Source organism: Gaiella sp., assembly GCF_039915195.1.
In the GTDB taxonomy this organism is placed as follows: Bacteria; Actinomycetota; Thermoleophilia; order Gaiellales; family Gaiellaceae; genus Gaiella.
Map to the genome: position 1 here is coordinate 1 of NZ_JBDSNT010000066.1, position 17,056 is coordinate 17,056.

The 17,056-nt window shown below is 67.4% G+C and carries 19 protein-coding genes and 1 tRNA gene; 6 read left to right on the forward strand and 14 right to left on the reverse strand.

Translation table 11 applies throughout. The features are described from left to right. Window positions 1-62: 62 nt before the first annotated feature. On the forward strand, window positions 63-1,634 hold the full coding sequence (locus ABIR74_RS06745; RefSeq protein ID WP_348176273.1) for a hypothetical protein: 1,572 nt from the start codon (window positions 63-65) through the stop codon (window positions 1,632-1,634). Window positions 1,635-1,650: 16 nt separating this feature from the next. Here ABIR74_RS06745 and ABIR74_RS06750 read toward each other — a convergent pair. Then, a tRNA-Leu gene (locus ABIR74_RS06750) sits at window positions 1,651-1,734 on the reverse strand. Between the two features lie 246 nt (window positions 1,735-1,980). On the opposite strand from ABIR74_RS06750, the gene ABIR74_RS06755 reads away from it, so the two are divergent. Continuing rightward, complete coding sequence (locus tag ABIR74_RS06755) at window positions 1,981-3,024, forward strand: ATP-dependent 6-phosphofructokinase (protein WP_348176276.1); 1,044 nt, start codon at window positions 1,981-1,983, stop codon at window positions 3,022-3,024. Window positions 3,025-3,034: 10 nt separating this feature from the next. Here ABIR74_RS06755 and ABIR74_RS06760 read toward each other — a convergent pair whose 3' ends face one another. Genes ABIR74_RS06760 through ABIR74_RS06770 form a run of 3 tightly spaced genes read right to left on the reverse strand, consistent with a single transcriptional unit; the run spans window position 3,035 to window position 6,604 of the window. Continuing rightward, window positions 3,035-4,675, reverse strand: a complete 1,641-nt coding sequence (locus ABIR74_RS06760) for a fused MFS/spermidine synthase (protein ID WP_348176278.1) — start codon at window positions 4,673-4,675, stop codon at window positions 3,035-3,037. Beyond that, window positions 4,672-6,015 (reverse strand): hypothetical protein, encoded by a 1,344-nt coding sequence (locus tag ABIR74_RS06765; protein ID WP_348176281.1) that lies wholly within the window; start codon window positions 6,013-6,015, stop codon window positions 4,672-4,674. Before ABIR74_RS06765 ends, ABIR74_RS06760 begins: the two co-directional genes overlap by 4 nt. Window positions 6,016-6,031: 16 nt before the next feature. Then, window positions 6,032-6,604: a hypothetical protein gene (locus tag ABIR74_RS06770; RefSeq protein WP_348176284.1), complete on the reverse strand. Its 573-nt coding sequence runs from the start codon at window positions 6,602-6,604 to the stop codon at window positions 6,032-6,034. A gap of 67 nt (window positions 6,605-6,671) precedes the next feature. Here ABIR74_RS06770 and ABIR74_RS06775 point away from each other — a divergent pair, with 67 nt between their 5' ends. Then, window positions 6,672-7,205, forward strand: a complete 534-nt coding sequence (locus ABIR74_RS06775) for an AAA family ATPase (RefSeq protein ID WP_348176286.1) — start codon at window positions 6,672-6,674, stop codon at window positions 7,203-7,205. Beyond that, complete coding sequence (mmuM, locus tag ABIR74_RS06780; RefSeq protein ID WP_348176289.1) at window positions 7,206-8,123, forward strand: homocysteine S-methyltransferase; 918 nt, start codon at window positions 7,206-7,208, stop codon at window positions 8,121-8,123. A gap of 6 nt (window positions 8,124-8,129) precedes the next feature. On the opposite strand, the gene ABIR74_RS06785 is transcribed toward mmuM, so the two are convergent. From ABIR74_RS06785 to deoC, 5 genes are read right to left on the reverse strand one after another with little or no spacing between them, the layout of a single operon-like run. After that, the gene (locus ABIR74_RS06785) at window positions 8,130-8,975 is read right to left on the reverse strand and encodes an MBL fold metallo-hydrolase (protein WP_348176291.1); all 846 of its coding nucleotides are present in this window, start codon (window positions 8,973-8,975) and stop codon (window positions 8,130-8,132) included. Window positions 8,976-9,026: 51 nt separating this feature from the next. Further along, complete coding sequence (locus ABIR74_RS06790) at window positions 9,027-9,821, reverse strand: aldehyde dehydrogenase family protein (RefSeq protein WP_348176294.1); 795 nt, start codon at window positions 9,819-9,821, stop codon at window positions 9,027-9,029. Next, window positions 9,818-10,321 (reverse strand): GNAT family N-acetyltransferase, encoded by a 504-nt coding sequence (locus ABIR74_RS06795; protein WP_348176297.1) that lies wholly within the window; start codon window positions 10,319-10,321, stop codon window positions 9,818-9,820. Before ABIR74_RS06795 ends, ABIR74_RS06790 begins: the two co-directional genes overlap by 4 nt. Further along, on the reverse strand, window positions 10,318-11,799 hold the full coding sequence (locus tag ABIR74_RS06800; protein ID WP_348176300.1) for an aldehyde dehydrogenase family protein: 1,482 nt from the start codon (window positions 11,797-11,799) through the stop codon (window positions 10,318-10,320). The genes ABIR74_RS06795 and ABIR74_RS06800 overlap by 4 nt, the downstream gene beginning before the upstream one ends. 1 nt (window position 11,800) lies before the next feature. Beyond that, the gene (gene deoC / locus ABIR74_RS06805; protein ID WP_348176303.1) at window positions 11,801-12,739 is read right to left on the reverse strand and encodes a deoxyribose-phosphate aldolase; all 939 of its coding nucleotides are present in this window, start codon (window positions 12,737-12,739) and stop codon (window positions 11,801-11,803) included. A gap of 73 nt (window positions 12,740-12,812) precedes the next feature. Here deoC and ABIR74_RS06810 point away from each other — a divergent pair, with 73 nt between their 5' ends. Next, a complete protein-coding gene (locus ABIR74_RS06810; protein ID WP_348176305.1) occupies window positions 12,813-13,241 on the forward strand; it encodes a cyclic nucleotide-binding domain-containing protein in 429 nt (142 codons plus the stop codon). 23 nt (window positions 13,242-13,264) lie between these two features. Further along, window positions 13,265-13,636, forward strand: coding sequence for a pyridoxamine 5'-phosphate oxidase family protein (locus tag ABIR74_RS06815; RefSeq protein ID WP_348176453.1), 372 nt, complete (start codon window positions 13,265-13,267; stop codon window positions 13,634-13,636). A gap of 64 nt (window positions 13,637-13,700) precedes the next feature. Here the strand turns inward: ABIR74_RS06815 and era are convergent, their stop codons facing one another. The 5 genes from era to ABIR74_RS06840 are packed head-to-tail and all read right to left on the reverse strand — an operon-like array spanning window position 13,701 to window position 16,999. Next, window positions 13,701-14,561, reverse strand: a complete 861-nt coding sequence (gene era, locus ABIR74_RS06820) for a GTPase Era (protein ID WP_348176308.1) — start codon at window positions 14,559-14,561, stop codon at window positions 13,701-13,703. Next, on the reverse strand, window positions 14,558-14,932 hold the full coding sequence (cdd, locus tag ABIR74_RS06825) for a cytidine deaminase (protein WP_348176310.1): 375 nt from the start codon (window positions 14,930-14,932) through the stop codon (window positions 14,558-14,560). The genes era and cdd overlap by 4 nt, the downstream gene beginning before the upstream one ends. After that, window positions 14,929-15,660, reverse strand: coding sequence for a diacylglycerol kinase (locus tag ABIR74_RS06830; protein WP_348176313.1), 732 nt, complete (start codon window positions 15,658-15,660; stop codon window positions 14,929-14,931). The genes cdd and ABIR74_RS06830 overlap by 4 nt, the downstream gene beginning before the upstream one ends. Further along, window positions 15,657-16,043 carry an rRNA maturation RNase YbeY gene (ybeY, locus tag ABIR74_RS06835; RefSeq protein WP_348176315.1) on the reverse strand — a complete coding sequence of 129 codons (387 nt, stop codon included), beginning with the start codon at window positions 16,041-16,043 and terminating at the stop codon, window positions 15,657-15,659. The genes ABIR74_RS06830 and ybeY overlap by 4 nt, the downstream gene beginning before the upstream one ends. Further along, a complete protein-coding gene (locus ABIR74_RS06840; protein ID WP_348176318.1) occupies window positions 16,040-16,999 on the reverse strand; it encodes a PhoH family protein in 960 nt (319 codons plus the stop codon). Before ABIR74_RS06840 ends, ybeY begins: the two co-directional genes overlap by 4 nt. Window positions 17,000-17,056: the final 57 nt, after the last annotated feature.

The following is a 17,056-nucleotide window of genomic DNA, read 5'->3' on the forward strand; positions in this document are numbered from 1 at the left end:
TGGCATATGCCCAGATCCCGCGCGCCCAGCGTGCGAGCAGGCACCTCGCCGCTGCGGACTGGTTGGAAGCGAAAGCGGGCGAGCGGGTGGAGGATCTGGCGGAGGTGCTCGCCTACCACACCGGCGAAGCACTCACGTTGGCCGAAGCAACCGGTGACACCACCCTGCAAGCCACGGTGACGCCGCGGGCGGCCCGCTATGCGCTGCTGGCAGGGGAGCGAGCGTTGGGCCTCGACACCGACAAGGCCCTTGGTCTCCTCGACAGCGCCAGGGCGCTCACGCCCGACACCGACCCGAGCTTCCCGCTTGTGTTGTTGCGGTGGGCCGACGCGGACATGCAGGCCGGACGGCAGCAGCGCGACGCGGCCGCCGCGCTCGCCCAGGCAGTCGGCCTGTTCCAGGCACAGGGTGACCTGCTCCACGCCGGTGAGACACTCAGCCTCCTCTCCACGGTCCATTGGTACCTGGGTGAATCGGACTCGCTGGCGCTCGTCGAGCAGGCGGTGGCACTGCTCGAACCAAGCCCCGGGCCAGGACTTGTCGCCGCCATCGCCCAGGTCGCCAACAACCGCATGGTGAGCGGCGCTCCCAGGGAGGCGGTCGCGGCAGCCGAAAGGGCACTCACACTGTCCGACCAGCTGGGGTTGTCGGTGCCCGGTCGGGCGCTCGGCATCCGCGGCCTCAACCGCTGCACTCTCGGTGACCTCGACGGCCTCACCGACACCGAACAAGCGCTCCGCTTACTCGTCGCCGACGGCAAGGGACGGGACGCCGCCGTGCTGATGCACAACCTCGCGATCACGCGCGGGTACCTGGAGGGACCAGCAGCCGCCGTTGCCGCGTTCGAGGAGGCCTGCCTGTTCGCCCAGGCGCGCGGCCTCACCGAAATGGCGCAGGTCGCAAGCGCGATCAGCGTCGGCGCCCTCGTCCAGGCGGGCCGGTTCGACGAGGCGCTCACCCAGACCGACCTGCTGCTGCCAATGCTGCATGCAAGCAGCAACCGGCTCGCCGAGGCCGAACTGCTCGTCTACCACGCGGTCGTGCTGGTCGAGCGGGGCCAGGACGCAAGCGAACCAGCCGAACAAGCGCTCCAAATCGCCCGCGACACCGGCGAACCCATCCACCTCGCAAACGCAGTCTGGGGCCGTGTGCCCGCGCTCCTCGCCACCGGCGACACGGCCGCCGCGAGAACACTGCTCGACGAGGTCGCCAACGCACCCACCCACGACGACCCCGAGTTCTACGCGCGCGCCCTGACAGCGCTCGCGCGCGCCGCCCATACCCTCGACGACCCCGACCTGCTCGCCCGCCTCGCTGCTGACGTGCCCGACACCCTCCCCGTCCAGCAGCACGCACTCGCCACCGTCCACGCCATCCAGACCGAACAAGCAGGCGACCACGCCCAGGCTGCCGTCCTCCACGCGGACGCCGCAAGCCGATGGGAACAATTCACCGCGGTGCTCGAACGAGCCCATGCCCTCCTCGCCCAAGGCCGCTGCCTCACCCGCACCGGCGACCCCGCAGCCGACCAACCGTTGCGCCGCGCCCGCGACCTGTTCGAGCAGATGGGCGCACGACCTCGCCTCCAGGAGTGCGACACGCTGATAAGCCAGGCCAGCAAGCTCAGCTCATAAGCATCCAAGCCTCCGATGCCGAAGGGGGGAATCGAACCCCCACGCCCTTTCAGGCGCCGGATTTTGAGTCCGGTGCGTCTACCAATTCCGCCACTTCGGCCGTGCCGCGGATCGTACCCCCGCACGACGTCCCGCGGCGTTCGCTCAGGCCGCGATCTCGGCGAGCGGGAAGGAGCGGTGCGGACGAGGCGGGACGAGGAAGGTCTGCCGTGGGTCGTCGTCAGAACGCTGTCGAACCCCTGGCCCCAAACCACTCGCCTTGCCGGGATAGCCGTGCGCCCTCACCCTCCAGCAATAGTATTGCCATCGAACAAAGACGTGGCGACTACGACGGACGGAGGCGGATGTGCGGATCGGGATCCTGACAGGAGGCGGTGACTGCCCTGGCCTGAACGCAGTGATCAGAGCGGTGGGCAAGCGATCGTTCGACAACGGACACGAGATGGTCGCCGTTCGCGAAGGATGGCGCGGGTTCGTCGATGGCATCTTTGCGCCGCTCGGGAGGCGCGAGATCTCGGGGCTCCTTCCGCGCGGTGGCACGATTCTGGGCACGAGTCGCACGAATCCGTTCAAGGTCGACGGTGGGGTCGACGCGGCGCTCGCGCACTTTGCGTCCGAACATCTCGACGCACTTGTCGCGATTGGCGGCGAGGACACGCTCGGTGTGGCGGCCCGCCTGTATCGCGAGCACAACTTCCCCGTCGTGGGCGTCCCGAAGACGATCGATAACGACCTCTCCGGCACCGACTACACGTTCGGCTTCGACACGGCCGTGACAATCGCGACGGAAGCGATCGACCGCCTCCACACGACGGCCGAGTCACACAACCGCGTCATGGTTGTCGAGGTGATGGGCCGACACACGGGCTGGATCGCCGTGATGAGCGGGATCGCGGGCGGTGCCGACGCGATCTTGATCCCCGAGCACCCGATCACCGTCGAGGACGCCTGCGCGCAGCTCATGAAGCGGCACGCGGGTGGCAAGGACTTCTCGATCGTCGTCGTCAGCGAGGGATACGAGCTGACCTACGCGTCCGGCGACACCAAACTCGTCGCGGGTGAGGCGCGCGCCACCGATCAGTTCGGACACGTCGTCCTCGGCGGCGTCGGCGATGCGCTCGCGCGGGAGATCGAGCACCGCACCGGTTTCGAGACCCGGGTCACGGTCCTCGGTCACGTCCAGCGAGGCGGCACCCCCACCCCGCGTGACCGGGTGCTCGCAACCCGCTACGGGCTCAAGGCAGCCGACCTCGTTCACGAGGGAACGTTCGGGCGGATGGTTGCGTTGCACGGAGACTCGATTGTCGACATCTCGCTCGACGAGGGAACCGCGGAGCTGAAGACGGTTCCGGACGAGTGGTACGACGTCGCGCGTGCGTTCTTCTGGTAGCGGACCGACGCTACCCGGTCCCGTCGAGGAGCAACGCGTCGGTCGGGGCGTAGTCGTCCGTCAACACCGGCACGTCATCGAAAGGCATTGGTCCAACCCACCTGTCGGCGATCGCCCGATCGAGGTCGGGAGCCTTCGGCGCAGCCTTCCTGACCGCCTGCCACCGTTTCCGCAGAAATACCGTGGACGGTGCCGCGGAGTCGGTGGCGACGAGAATCACGTTGCGCGTGAACGTCGGATTCGTCTCCGCAACCGTCTCGAATACCGGGTAGAGGAGCACGGTCGGGAACGCCGATCGGTACGTCTTCGTCAGCGAGCGTAAGAGCTTCGACTCGTCGCCCTGCAACGCACCGATCACGTTCACGACGACGACGCCGCCCGGTGCGAGTCGCGCGCGGACGAGCTGCAGGAACTCGCTGGTCGCCAGGTGGAAGGGGATCGAGTCGCCATAGAACGCATCGATCACGATCACGTCCCAACGCCGCTCGTTCCGCGTCAGCCAGCGGCGCCCGTCGTCGACATGGATGTCGAGGCGAGGATCGCGCGGCAGCTCGAACCATCGGTAGGCGGCGTCGACGACGTCGGGATCGAGTTCGACAGCCTTCATCCGGATACCCGGGAAGTCGCGCCACATCCGCTTCGGCGCCGAACCGCCACCAAGGCCGATGAAGAGAACATCCTTCGCAGCCGGGCGATGGACGAGACCCAGGTTGAGGTAGTCGGTGTAGCGGAACCTGGTCCGGTAGGGATCGTCGAGCCACATTCCGCTCTGGAACGAGCTGTCGAAGCGGAGGTACCGCGACTCGGAATCGTCGGCGACGATCATCCGGTGATAACGGGTATCGCGTGCAGCCCGCACCGTGAACTGCTCGCCGAGCGCACCGATCGACGCAGGATCGAGAGGCCCCGGTGATCGCGCCTCGCGCTGTCGGTACAGCGGCGACCAGTTCTGGGCCGCAACACCGCCGAACTGCCGTTGCTCGGGCGCGACCACGAGAGTCAGGGCGATCGCTCCGACGAGGAAGGCGGAGAGAGCGAGCGAGGCAGGAAAGAGGCGCACCGCGAGCGCGACGACAAGAGCTCCCGCGACGAGCGTCGCCGCACCGACCGCGAACACCTGATCCGTCCCGAACTCGGGAACGAGCCAGAAGGCGGTGACGAACGTTCCGAAGATACTACCCGCCGTCGAGATAGAGAACAGACGCCCCGCAGTGCGGCCGAGGCGCTCCAGCGAGCTTGCGGCGAGCCTGACCGCGATCGGTGACGCCGAGGCGAGAACGACGGCGACGAGGCCGAAAAGAATCACCGATGCAAGCAACGGATCGAGGCGCGGCCCGGGATCCCAGCCGACGATCCACGTGAGCACGCGTTCGTCGACGACGGGCACGAGTGCGACAAGCCCTGCGCCGAGTGCGAGCACCGAGATGAGGAGATACGGACTCGGCAGGCGGTCGGCGACGATGCCACCGAACCAGTAACCGATAGCAAGCCCTGTCAGGACGATCCCGATCAGCGAGCCCCAGACGAAGAGCGAGCTGCCGAAGGTCGGTGCGAGCACGCGGCTGGCGGCGATCTCCACGCCGAGTAGAACAGCACCCGAAAGGAAGACCGCGATTCCGATCGCGATGGCAGTGCGGCGCTCGCTGTTCATCGGGAGATACGGTAGACGCGCACCCACGGGCCGGCGAGTCCAGGCTCGTCCGGAGAGACGGCGAACGCCGGCTCGGAGCCGTGGCCGAGCTGCTCGTAGAAGAGTGCTTCTTGCGGATAACGGTCGGGCGCCGCGAGTACGCGATCTGTTACCGACCCTGCAAGGATCACCCACTTCACTCCCTGCGCCCGAAGCCGCTTCAGGTCACGGGCCGGATCGGACGGTCGGCCGGGCCCCGGAAGCTCGAGTCGCACCACAATCCGACCGGCGAGCGGCAGGGTCGATGGGTCTGCCGCGATCGCGTCCGCCTGAGGAATGTTGGTCGCGACCCACGCGTCTGCCCGGAGGCGCGTGTCGGTGTTCGTCAGCTCGCGCGCGTCGCCGATACTCCAGGCGAGCGGTACGACGAGTACGACGAGCGCAACCGGAACGAGAACTCGGATGCTTCCTGCAAGAACGGCGAGCACCGGCACGAGGGGCAGCGCGTAGCGGTCGAAGTGCGCGGCCTGTGGCATCAGCGTCAGCCAGTAGACAAGAGCGAACGAGAGCAGAATCAGATCGGTGCGGCTGCGGCGGACGAAGGCCGCAACGACCCCGACGACCGCCAGGACGAGTAACGGCCCGATCGCCTCCCACAGACGGTCGAGATAGGCGAGCGGCGCGATCGGATCGTTCTCGAACCCAAGCCACCCGGCCCGGGCGAGCCGTTGGACGCGCGACACATCGTCCCATGCGGCACGGGCGTGGAGGAGGACGAACGGGCTTGTGAGAATGAAGCCGGCGGCTGCGAGAGCTGCCGCCTTGCCGACCGCTCGCCATCTCCCCCACCCCGCGACGACAACGGGAACCGCTGCGAGTGCTCCAGGATACTTCGCCGACGCCGCGAGGCCGACGGCGAGACCCGCCCACTCGATTCGCCCTTCGACGGCGAGTACGAGCACGCACGTGAGGACGAGCGTGAGCAACACGTCGGTCACGGCGACTCGCGAGTACGCGACATGTGTTGTGGCAACGGCGACCGCGGCGGCACCAACGATCGCAGCGCCAGTGCCGTACGCGCGCCGTCCGAGCCACCACGTCGCCGCCACACCGCCGAGCCCGATCAGCACGGCAACAAGACGCGCTGCTTCATACGAGGGCGAGCCCGCGAACGCCTGAACGGGCGCAAGCAGGCCCATCAGGAGCGACGGATAGTCGTACCAGCCAGGGTCCAGGTGACCCTGCCCCATCCGCCACGCGCGCGGGACGATGCTCGCCTCATCGGGGTTGAGGACGGCGAGCGGCAGCCCGTAACCGATCCCGACGAGCCGAAGGAGAGCGGCAAGGCCGAGAATCGCCACGAGGGCGACCCTCCTGTCAGTGATCGGGAAGCGTGTCACCCACGAGCGACCCGATGTCGCTGCTCGAGACGATCACCGCGTCGACCCCGGCGCGCTCGAGCTCGACGACGTCGTCGTGGCTTGCACCCGCGAACTCGGCGATTGCGAGCTTGCCCGCGGGGACATCCGCAAGAAGCTCGAGCAGGCGTTCTAGCGGCGACTGCCCGTCCTCGACCTCATCAGCGGTAAGGAGGAAGATCTCCGGATCAACGAGCTCGAGCACGTCCTCGAGGTCGTCCTCGGCGCTCACGCGCAGGACGCATTCGAGTCCACGATCGTGAACGCCGGCGATCACCGCTTCGAGAGAATCCTCCGGCTCGGACCCGTCGACCACGACGGCGTCGATGCCTCCGAGCTCGTCGGCCCTACCGTAGCCGAGCACGGGGAGCTCGCAGCTCTCACGAATCGTTCCCGCCGACCCGCGCACGACAAGCCCCTCGGCACCCTGATCCTGCGCCGCCTGGGCCGCCACGGCGTCGGCCACTTCGACGAGCACGGAGATTCCGTCGCCCTCGGCTATCGCCTGACTCAGCCTTCTCGATCCGTCCACGGAGCGTGATCCTACTCCGCGCAGGAGTCGACACGCGAGACGAGTGGCGATCCTCTAGGCTGCGGCGGTGTCCGAGCCGATCAAACGCGTCTGCCTGCTCGGGGGCGAGTCCACCGGGAAGACGACGCTGGCGCGCGCGCTCGGCGCCGCCTACGACACCGTGTGGAACCCGGAGTTCGGGCGCCCCTACACCGAGATCGGGCGCGATCCGGATGCGCCCTGGACGAGTGCCGAGTTCACGACGATTGCCCGGCTGCAGTGCTGGTACGAGGACTGCCTTGCCGGATCGGCGCACGCGGTGCTCTTCTGCGACACGGACGCGTTCACGACGAAGTTGTTCCATGAGGTCTACCTGGGCGAGCCGACGGAGGCGTTCGAGGATCTCGTTGCGCGGAACTACGACCTCTTTCTCGTCTGCGGGCTCGACGTCCCGTGGCGGCACGACGGGATCAGGGAGTTCGACGCCCAGCGGGAGTGGATGCACGCCCGCTACCTCGAGCGGGCAGCCGAGAGCGGTTCGCCGTGGCTGCATCTCGAAGGCTCACACGAGAGCCGACTCGAGGAGAGTCGGCACGCGGTCGATCGACTCCTTGCGCCGTAGATGACCGTCCGCATCGTCGACGGCGGCCTCTCGACCGCGCTCGAGGAGGCGGGGCACCGGCTCGACGACCCGCTCTGGACGGCCCGATTTCTGATCGACGATCCCGAGGCGATCGTGGCGGCCCACCTCGCGTTCCTCCGTGCGGGCGCTCGCGTGCTGATCACATCGAGCTACCAGGCGAGCGAGACCGGGTTCGTCGCTGCAGGCCTTGCACCCCAGGAGGCGGTCGCGGCGCTTCGGTCGACGACGGCACTCGCCGTCGAGGCGCGGATTCGATTCACGCTCGAGGATCCGGCAGGTGCCGCAGATGTGCTTGTCGCTGCCTCGGTCGGACCGTACGGCGCGACGCTTTACGACGGGTCCGAGTACCGCGCGCCCGCAGTGGACGAGGACACGCTGGTCGATTTCCACCGCGCTCGGCTGCACGTCCTCGTCGACACACAGCCCGACCTGCTCGCGATCGAGACGCTCGCGTCCACGCAGGAGGCCCGGGCGATCGGCCGGGCGCTCGAGGGGCTGCCATCGGTACCAGCGTGGATGAGCTTCACCTGCCGCGACGGAGCGACGACGTGGGGTGGCGAACCGATCGAGGAGCTCGTGGCCGCTGCGGCCGCCGTCCCGTCCGTGATCGCCGTGGGCGTGAACTGCACTGCGCCCAACTACGTCACGCCTCTGCTCGAGCACATCGGTCGAGTCACGAACCTGCCGCTCGTCGCCTACCCGAACGGCGGGCAGAGCTGGGATGCGCACGGGAAGGTCTGGGTCGGCGCAGGGTCGGGGTTCTCGAAAGAGGAGATCGCGCTCTGGGTCACGCTCGGCGCCCGATACATCGGTGGTTGCTGCGGTGTCGGGGCGTCGGGGGTTGTGGCGCTCCGTGACGCAGTCGATCAGACCGGCGGAACCCTGGCAGCCGGCTGAAGCCGGTCACCTACCGTGCGACAGGCTCGCACTCGCAGCGAGCGCGTCGGCATGAAACTCGTGGTAGATCGGGTCGAGGTCCGTGACCGTGACGCCGGCGATCCTCGCGGCGTCCTCGATCGGCAACGCCGGATCGGTCGCGACGGCATCGAGGTAGGCGATGTTGCGATCGAGGAGCGCCGGCTCGGTCGTGTCACCGTGGCACGGCAAGACGCGCAGGGGATCGAGCTCCTGCAGGCGCACGAGTGATGCGCGCGCCTGGGCGATTCCCTCGGGCGTGTCGACGTGCGGCCAGGGCTGCTCCGCGGCGTCGCCCGCGAGGACGATTCGGAGCTCGGGGATCCAGATCGAGAAGTGATCCTCGGTGTGGCCCGGCGTGTGAACGAGCGTGAGCGTCAGGTCGCCGCCGTGGATCGTCAGCCCCTCGTCGCCGACGATGATGTTCGGTGGAGTGAGCACCAGGTCGTCGAACCGGCCCGACTGCTCCTTCTCCATCTTCGCGCGCGACGTGACCGCGTCGCCGCCACCGAGTCGCTCGAAGCACAGCGCGTGCCCGATGACGGGTGCGGGGTAGCGCGCCTCCGGGCCGCTGAAGATCTGGTTCCCCCAGGCGTGGTCGTAGTCGGCGTGCGTGTTGATAACGAGAAGCCGCCCCGCGTCACCCGGCCCGATGCACTGCTCCGCGAGCTGGAGCGCAAGCCCCGGCGTGCTGTGCGTATCGACGATCACGAGCCATCGCTCCGTCACGACGACGAACGTGTCGACCTCGTCGTCGCAGCGAAACCGCCGGATCCGCGGGTCGAGCCCGAGCGGGGCCTCGGCGACCTCGGTCGGGTACGGGGGAGCCTCCACCGAGACAACAATTTCGCGTCAGGCTTCAGCCTGACGCGCGAAATGCCCTCACTAGGTGCCTACCGGATGCCACACGGTTTTCATCTCGAGGAACGCGGAGATTTCCCACGGGCTTTGCTCGCTGCCGGCCCTGACGACACGCTTGACGTTGTCGGCGGCGAGGATCTCGAGCTCCGCGGTCTCGTCGCCCGCGCCCGTAACGTCGATGGTGTTCACATCCATGTGCGCAGCGAGGATCGGCCCCAGCTCGGAACGGTATCCCGTGAGCAGGTTGACCACTCCGCCTGGCAGATCGGACGTCGCGATCGCCTCGGCCAGCTCGAGTGCCGCGAGCGGTGACGTCTCGGATGTGACCACGACGGCCGTGTTCCCGCCTGCGATCACCGGAGCGATCCGCGAAACGAGCCCGTCGAGCGCAGGCGCCTCGGGAGCGAGCACCGCGACGACCCCCGTCGGTTCCGGCACGGTGAAATTGAAGTACGGCCCGGCCACGGGATTCGAGCCGCCGAGGACCTGCGGGAGCTTGTCGGCCCAGCCCGCGTACCAGACGACGCGATCGACGGCACGTTCGACCTCGCGCCGACCCGAACACGCACGGGCCAGATCGGTGGCGCGTGTCTCCATCATCTCGGCGAGCCGATAGAGCACCTGCCCGCGGTTGTACGGCGTCGCGTCGGCCCACGTCGGAAAGGCGGAGCGGGCGGCCCGGACGGCATCACGCGCGTCCTTGCGCGAGGCGCGGGCGACGTTCTGCCCCTCTGCCTCGTAGGTGCGGCCCGACTCCGACCGCGGGAACTTCCCGCCGATGTAGAGCTTGTACGTCTTGCGAACCGCGATCCGGCTCATCGATCGAGCCTCCGGGCCAGGAGGTGATCGTCGACCGACCGGCCCTCGAGGAAGAACTCGTCGGCGAGGACGCCCTCGGTCTCGAATCCGGCACCCTCGTACAGCCGCCGCGCTCGCTCGTTCGTCGAGAGCACGCGCAGGGACAGCTTCACCGCGCCGCGCGCGGTCGCCTCGGCGATCGAGGCGTCGATCAGTGTCCCGCCGATTCCTCTCCCCTGGAACTCGGGATCGACGGCGAGTCCACGGATCATCTGGACGCCGGCGCTCGCCGGTAGGGGCGTGGGTGTGCCGATCAGCGCGTAACCGACGATCCGACCGTCGATCTCGGCGACGAGCGTGTCCGCGGGTTCCACGTGGGGCCGGAAGAAGGCCGGCTCGGCGGGAGGCGGCGCAGGCGTGACGAGCGGCGACCGCGTCTTTCCGTCGATCTCGACGAGCCGCTCCTCATCCGCGTTCTCGGCCCAGCGGATCGTGACGTTGTTGGTCACTGTCGCGCTCATCGGTCGAACCTCAAGTACGGCTCGAGCCCGTGCAAACCGCCCTCGCGCCCGAAGCCGGACTCCTTGTAGCCTCCGAACGGGGAGGTCGGGTCGAAGCGGTTGAAGGTGTTCGCCCAGACGACGCCGGCTCGCAGCCGCTCGGCCATCCAGAGGATGCGCGAGCCCTTTTCGGTCCAGACGCCCGCCGAAAGACCGTAAGGCGTGTTGTTGGCCTTCTCGACCGCCTCCTCCGGCGTGCGGAACGTGAGCACCGAGAGAACCGGCCCGAAGATCTCCTCCTGCGCGATCCGTGAGCTCTGCCCAACGTTCGTGAACACGGTCGGCGCGAACCAGTACCCCTTCTCGGGCAGGCGGCAGGGCGGCTGGTACATCTCGGCGCCGTCGTCCTCCCCACTCGCCACGAGCTCGCGGATGCGGTCGAGCTGCATGCGAGAGTTGATCGCTCCGAGGTCGGTGTTCTTGTCGAGCGGGTCGCCGACACGAATCGTTCGCAACCGCCGCTTCAGCTTCGCGACGAGCGGCTCGTAGATCGACTCCTGCACGAGCAGGCGCGAGCCGGCGCAGCAGACATGGCCCTGGTTGAAGTAGATCCCGTTGACGATGCCCTCCACCGCCTGGTCGAGGGCGCAGTCGTCGAAGACGATGTTCGCCGCCTTGCCGCCGAGCTCGAGTGTGAGCTTGACTCCCGTCCCTGCGAGCTCGCGCCGGATCGCCTTGCCGACCTCGGTCGAACCCGTAAAGGCGACCTTGTCGAGGTCGGGATGCCTGACGAGATGTGCTCCGGTCGAGCCGTCGCCGGTGATGATGTTGACGACCCCCGCAGGCAGGCCCGCCTGGCGGCAGATATCCGTGAAGATGAGCGCCGTCAACGGCGTCGTCTCGGCGGGCTTGAGCACCACGGTGTTTCCGCAGGCGAGCGCCGGCGCGATCTTCCACGAGAGCATGAGCAGCGGGAAGTTCCACGGGATGATCTGCCCGGCCACGCCGAGCGCGCGCGGCTTGCGGTTCGGGAAGGCGTACTCGAGCTTGTCGGCCCAGCCGGCGTAGTAGAAGAAGTGCGCGGCCGCGAGCGGGATGTCGACATCGCGCGACTCCTTGATCGGCTTGCCGCCGTTCAGCGACTCGGCGACGGCGAGCTCGCGCGAGCGCTCCTGGATGAGACGGGCGATCCGGAACAGGTACTTGGCACGCTCCGACGGCCGCAGCGCCGTCCACTCTCCCTCGAAGGCCCCACGGGCAGCCTGCACGGCAAGGTCGACATCGCGAGGGCCGGCGAGCGCAACCTCGGCAAGGTGCTCTTCAGTCGCGGGCGAGATCGTCGGGAACCACTTGCGCGAGCGGGGGGTGACTTGCTCGCCGCCGATGTAGAGGCCGTAGCGCTCCTCGAGCGCAAGGATGTCGCGAGCCTCGGGCGCCGGGGCGTACTCCCACTCGAGCGGTGAGGGAACGGCACGCGTGGCTGGGGGCTTCGCTGCCATCTCAGTCGATCGTGAAGTAGTCGCCGGATTGATAAGAGCCTGTGCGCTGCTTACGGATCTGCATCAGCACATCGTTGAGCAGCGAGGACGCGCCAAAGCGGAAGAGCTCGGGCGTCATCCAGGACGTACCCAGAGTCTCGTTGAGGACGCAGAGGTACTGGATCGCCTGCTTCGCTGTGCGGATTCCACCGGCGGGCTTCATCCCGATGATGCGCCCGGTCTCGTCGTGGACGTCGCGAATCACCTCGAGCATGCAGAGCGTCACCGGAAGCGTTGCTGCGGGACTGACCTTCCCGGTCGAGGTCTTGATGAAGTCGGCGCCTGCGGCGATCGCGAGAAGCGAGGCGCGACGAACGTTGTCGTAGGTGCCGAGCTCCCCCGTCTCGAGGATGACCTTGAGGTGGGTGTCGCCACACGCCTCCTTGACGCGAACGATCTCGTCGACGACCTTCGCGTAGCGTCCGGAGAGGAAGGCACCGCGGTCGATCACCATGTCGATCTCGTCGGCGCCGAGCGCGACGGCCTCGCGAACGTCCGAGAGCTTCACCTCGATCGGCGACTGGCCGGACGGAAACGCGGTAGCAACCGAGGCGACGCGAACACCCGAGCCGGCAAGCCGGCGCTTTGCCACGGCAACGAGGTTCGGATACACGCACACGGCCGCAACGGACGGAATCGTCGGATCGGCAGGATCCGGGTGCATCGCCTTGGCACAGAGCGCCGCGACCTTGCCCGGCGTATCGGCTCCTTCGAGCGTCGTCAGGTCCATCATCCGGATCGCGAGGTCGAGCGCCGCGAGCTTCGAGCCCTTCTTGATCGAGCGCTTCGCAAGCTCACCCGCACGCGCCTCCAGAGCAACCGCGTCGACGGCTCCAACGCGCGGCAGCCGCAGATCGAGCGGAAGCTCGAGGTCACGCGGGAGGAGCTGGGCCTCAGCCATCGTCGGCAAGTCTAGCTCGGAGCGAATTCGAGGCAGTTGCGCTCGTGGCTTCTGCCGCTATAGAGTGCCCGCCATGGGCCTCGGCGCTTCCGGCAAGACCGATCTCCTCCAGCGGGTGCCGCTCTTCGAGCAGTGCTCGAAGAAGGATCTCCAGAACATCGCGCAGATCGCCGATGAGCTCGATCTCCGCGCCGGCAAGGTGCTGATCGAGGAGGGCGAGCGGGGCCGCGAGTTCTTCATGATCGTCGAGGGCGAAGTCGAGGTTCGGCGCAAGGGTCGCAAGGTCGCCACGCTCGGCCCGGGGAACTTCGTCGGTGAGATGGCGCTTCTCTCCAAAGTGCCGCGGACTGCGACGGTGACGGCGCTGACCGACCTCGACGTGCTGGTGATCACCGATCGCGCCTTCCTCGAGTTGCTGAACCGGATGCCCGACCTCTGGCTCAAAGTGGCACGCGCGCTCGCCGAGCGCGTCGGCGCCAACGAGATGAACGACCAGAAGTAATCGCCGGCGCACTCGATCCGACGATTCGCGACCTTGCGCAAGCCGCAAACTTCGCCGCGTTCACGGTGCGGCTCCTATCGGGGGACGCGATGACGCACGTCATGTGGGTCGACGCCGACGACGACCAAGTCCTGATCAACACCGAGGTGCACCGCGCGAAGTTCAAGGCGGTCGAGCGCGACCCGCGCGTGACGGTGATGATCTGGGTGAAGGACGATCCCTACACGTACGGCGAGGTGCGGGGGCGCGTCGTGGAAACGACCCGTGGCCCGAAGGCGCGCGCGCACATCGACGCGCTATCGCAGAAGTACCGCGGCCGCGACTTCGACCCCGGCAACATCACCTCGGAGCGAGTGATCCTCAAGATCGCACCCGACCTGCAGCGGTGCCACTGACGGCGGAGTGCGGGGTCAGGTCTTGCATTGCAACATCGCGAATGCGTGATTGCAAGACCCGACCCTACATCCCGAGGCGCTCGATCATCTTTGCGTCACGGCGCCACTTCGAGCGCACACGCACGATCAGCTCCAGGAACACCGGATGCCCGACGAGATGCTCGACCTCCGGCCTCGCACGCTGACCGATCTCTCGCACCATTGCGCCTTTCTTCCCCACCAGGATGCCCTTCTGCGACTCAGTCTCGACGAGCAGGAACGCCTGCACGACCTTGTCGCCGATCTCCTCGACGACGACCGTGATGGCGTGCGGAACCTCGTCGCGCGTGAGGTGGAGTGCTTTCTCGCGAATCACTTCGGCGACGCGATTCTCGATCGTGAGATCGGTTGTCTGGTCGACCGGGAAATACATCGGCCCCTCTGGCAGGAGATGGACGAGATCCCCGCGGAGCTCGTCTACCCCATCCTTCGTCACAGCGCTCACCGGGTGGAGCGCGTGGAAATCACCCAGCGTGGCCGCGGTCTTCATCTGCGACGCGACATGGCCGAGCTTGAGGTTGTCGATCTTGTTCAGCGCGATGATCACCGGAATCCCGAGACCGAAGACGCGGCGCGCGACGTAGCGGTCTCCGGCGCCGATCCGGTCGCGCGCCGAAAGGACGAGCAAGACGACATCGATGTCCTCGAAGGACGAGTCGACGGTGTGCTGCATTCGCTCGGTGAGTGCATCCATGGGCCGCTGAAAGCCAGGAAGGTCGGCGAGTACGAGCTGCCAGTCGGGGCCGTTCGCGACGCCGAAGATGCGGCGTCGGGTCGTGTTCGGGACGTTCGAGGTGATCGCGACCTTGTCGCCACAGAGGGCATTGACGAGGGTCGACTTGCCAACGTTCGGCCGCCCGGCGACGGCGACGAAGCCTGATCTCACGCGAGCTCGCCGGCGTCGAACTGCTCGGGCAGCAGCTCGTCCACGGTCATGTGCACGAGCCGACCGCCGTTGCGAAAGACGACGCGCTCGACCTGCATCTCGGCGAGCCACTGGCGGCACCCCCCGCAGGGAGAGGCTGTTATCGCAGCCACCGTGAAATCACCGGGCAAGTACCCCTGAACGATCGCGCGCGAGAAGGTCGTTCTCTCGGCGCAGACTCCGAGCGGATAGGCGGCGTTCTCGACGTTGACGCCCTCGATGACTACTCCGTCGCGGGTGAGCACGGCGCAACCGACGTTGAAGTTCGAGTACGGCGCGTAAGCACGCGCCGCAATAGCGTCCGCGCGCGCGAGGAGCTCCTCGTCGGTCATGCCGCGAACACCTGGAAGATTGCGAACGTCACGATGGCGCCGAGAGTACCGCCGGTGACGACCTCGAGGGTGGAGTGGACACCCGCCTCGACGCGGGTCTGCGCCACCAACAGGGCCATGATAAAGGCGAGCGAGGAGACGAGGAAGCGGTGCTCCGACCCGTCGAGGGTCAGCGTCACGGCCATCCACCCTGCGAACGCGACGGCGGCGTGGCCCGAGGGCCAACCCCCGCGGAGCGGAGTGCCGCGTCCCGAGAGCGCCTTCATCGCGATCACGAGAGCGACAACGAGGACTAGCGCGACGAGCGTCAGCTCCGCCGGCGTCTTGGAGAGCCGGTCGAGGAAGTCGTTCGAGCGATCGGCAACCTGGCCGGAGAAGACGAGGTACCCGACCGCCAGCGCGTTGACGGAAGCGATCAGCACTGCGCCCGCCGCGATGTCCTTCGCGAGCTTCGCCATGGGGTCGAATGACGTCGACGCGATGTCAACAGCCGCCTCGATTGCCGTATTGACCATCTCGGCGATCAACACGAACGAGATCGACAGAAGCAACACGATCAGCTCGATCTTGGAGACGTCGACCGCGAGAGCGGCGATCAGCACAGCTCCGGCGATGAGAAAGTGGATCCGCATGTTTCGCTGCGTGCGGAGGACGTGGATGATCCCCTCGAAGGCGACGTTGAAGCTCTCGAGAATCGAGGGTGGGCGGCGGCCGGGGATCGGACTCACGCTGCTCGCTCCAGGATCTCCTGCTCGCGGCGCTCCATCTGGTCGCCGTGCTCGTACCCGAGCAGGTGGAGGATCCCGTGCACGAGGGGCCATCGCCAGTCGTCACCCACCACCTGCGGGCAGATCACAACGTCGCCAAGGGCTCGCGGAACTCCCTCGGGTAGATCGTCCAGACCGTCGATCGGGAACGAAAGAACGTCGGTTGGCTCGTCGATCCCGAGATGTTCCGACTTCAGGGCGCGGATCTCGTCGGGAGGGACAAACGCGAGCCCGAGCTCGGCGGCATGGAGGCCCTCCTCGGCAAGGGCGTGGCAGGCGAGCGCCACTGCGCCGGACTCGTCGACGTCAACGCCACTCCGATTCTCTAGCTCGACCTCGATCACTTCTTGCGGGCGGTGCCGGTCTCTTCGGCGTGCAGCTTGTACGCCTCGACGATCCGCTGCACGAGCTTGTGGCGGACGACATCCGCATGCCCGAACTCGACCACCCCGATCCCGTCGACGTCACGCAGGATGTCGCGCACCTGGATCAGCCCCGACGCCTGCTCTCGAGGCAGGTCGACCTGGGTGATGTCGCCCGTGATCACCATCTTCGAGCCGAAGCCGAGCCGCGTCAGGAACATCTGCATCTGCTCCGGCGTCGTGTTCTGGGCCTCGTCGAGGATGATGAACGAGTCATTGAGGGTACGGCCGCGCATGAAGGCGAGCGGCGCGACCTCGATCGTGCCTCGCTCCATGTAGGCCGTCAGGCGGTCGGGATCCATGGTGTCGTAGAGCGCGTCGAAGAGGGGCCGCATGTACGGGTCGACCTTGGCGAGCATGTCGCCCGGGAGAAACCCGAGACGCTCCCCGGCCTCGACCGCAGGACGCGTGAGAATGAGGCGCCCGACCTGCTTCTCGCTCAGGGCCGCGACGGCGAGGGCGATTGCGAGGTACGTCTTCCCCGTCCCCGCAGGGCCGATCCCAAAGGTGACCGTGCTCGAACGGATCGAGTCGACGTACTTCTTCTGCGTCACGGTCTTCGGGGCGATCTTCTTGCCCCGGTGGCGCCAGACGACGTCCTCGAAGATGTCGCGGATGTCGGCCGACTGATCGAGTGCTGCGGCGACGGCGCTCACCGTGTCCGGGCCGATCGCGTGCCCACTCTCGACGAGCTCGACGAGCTCGTCGACCACCGCGCGAGCGGCCACCACGTGAACGTCGTCACCGTCGAGCGTGAGCTTGTTCCCGCGCAGCGAGATCGAGCAGCCGAGTCGCTCGCGCAGCGAATCGAGCACGCCGTCGGTGACTCCTGCGAGCTCCGCGGCTACTTCATTCGGGACGACGATGACGTCTTGCATGGCTCGAAGTGTAGGTGTCGGCGCGAACGGAGCCGCCTACCCCGGACGCAGGAGTCT

Bases quoted from the DNA above. Each gene is read 5' to 3' on its own strand.
- ABIR74_RS06760 (WP_348176278.1), bottom strand. From the start codon at position 4,675: ATGAACAGCGAGCGCCGCACTGCCATCGCGATCGGAATCGCGGTCTTC.
- mmuM (WP_348176289.1), top strand. From the start codon at position 7,206: ATGACCGTCCGCATCGTCGACGGCGGCCTCTCGACCGCGCTCGAGGAG.
- ABIR74_RS06790 (WP_348176294.1), bottom strand. From the start codon at position 9,821: ATGAGCCGGATCGCGGTTCGCAAGACGTACAAGCTCTACATCGGCGGG.
- ABIR74_RS06795 (WP_348176297.1), bottom strand. From the start codon at position 10,321: ATGAGCGCGACAGTGACCAACAACGTCACGATCCGCTGGGCCGAGAAC.
- ABIR74_RS06800 (WP_348176300.1), bottom strand. From the start codon at position 11,799: ATGGCAGCGAAGCCCCCAGCCACGCGTGCCGTTCCCTCACCGCTCGAG.
- deoC (WP_348176303.1), bottom strand. From the start codon at position 12,739: ATGGCTGAGGCCCAGCTCCTCCCGCGTGACCTCGAGCTTCCGCTCGAT.
- ABIR74_RS06810 (WP_348176305.1), top strand. From the start codon at position 12,813: ATGGGCCTCGGCGCTTCCGGCAAGACCGATCTCCTCCAGCGGGTGCCG.
- cdd (WP_348176310.1), bottom strand. From the start codon at position 14,932: ATGACCGACGAGGAGCTCCTCGCGCGCGCGGACGCTATTGCGGCGCGT.
- ABIR74_RS06840 (WP_348176318.1), bottom strand. From the start codon at position 16,999: ATGCAAGACGTCATCGTCGTCCCGAATGAAGTAGCCGCGGAGCTCGCA.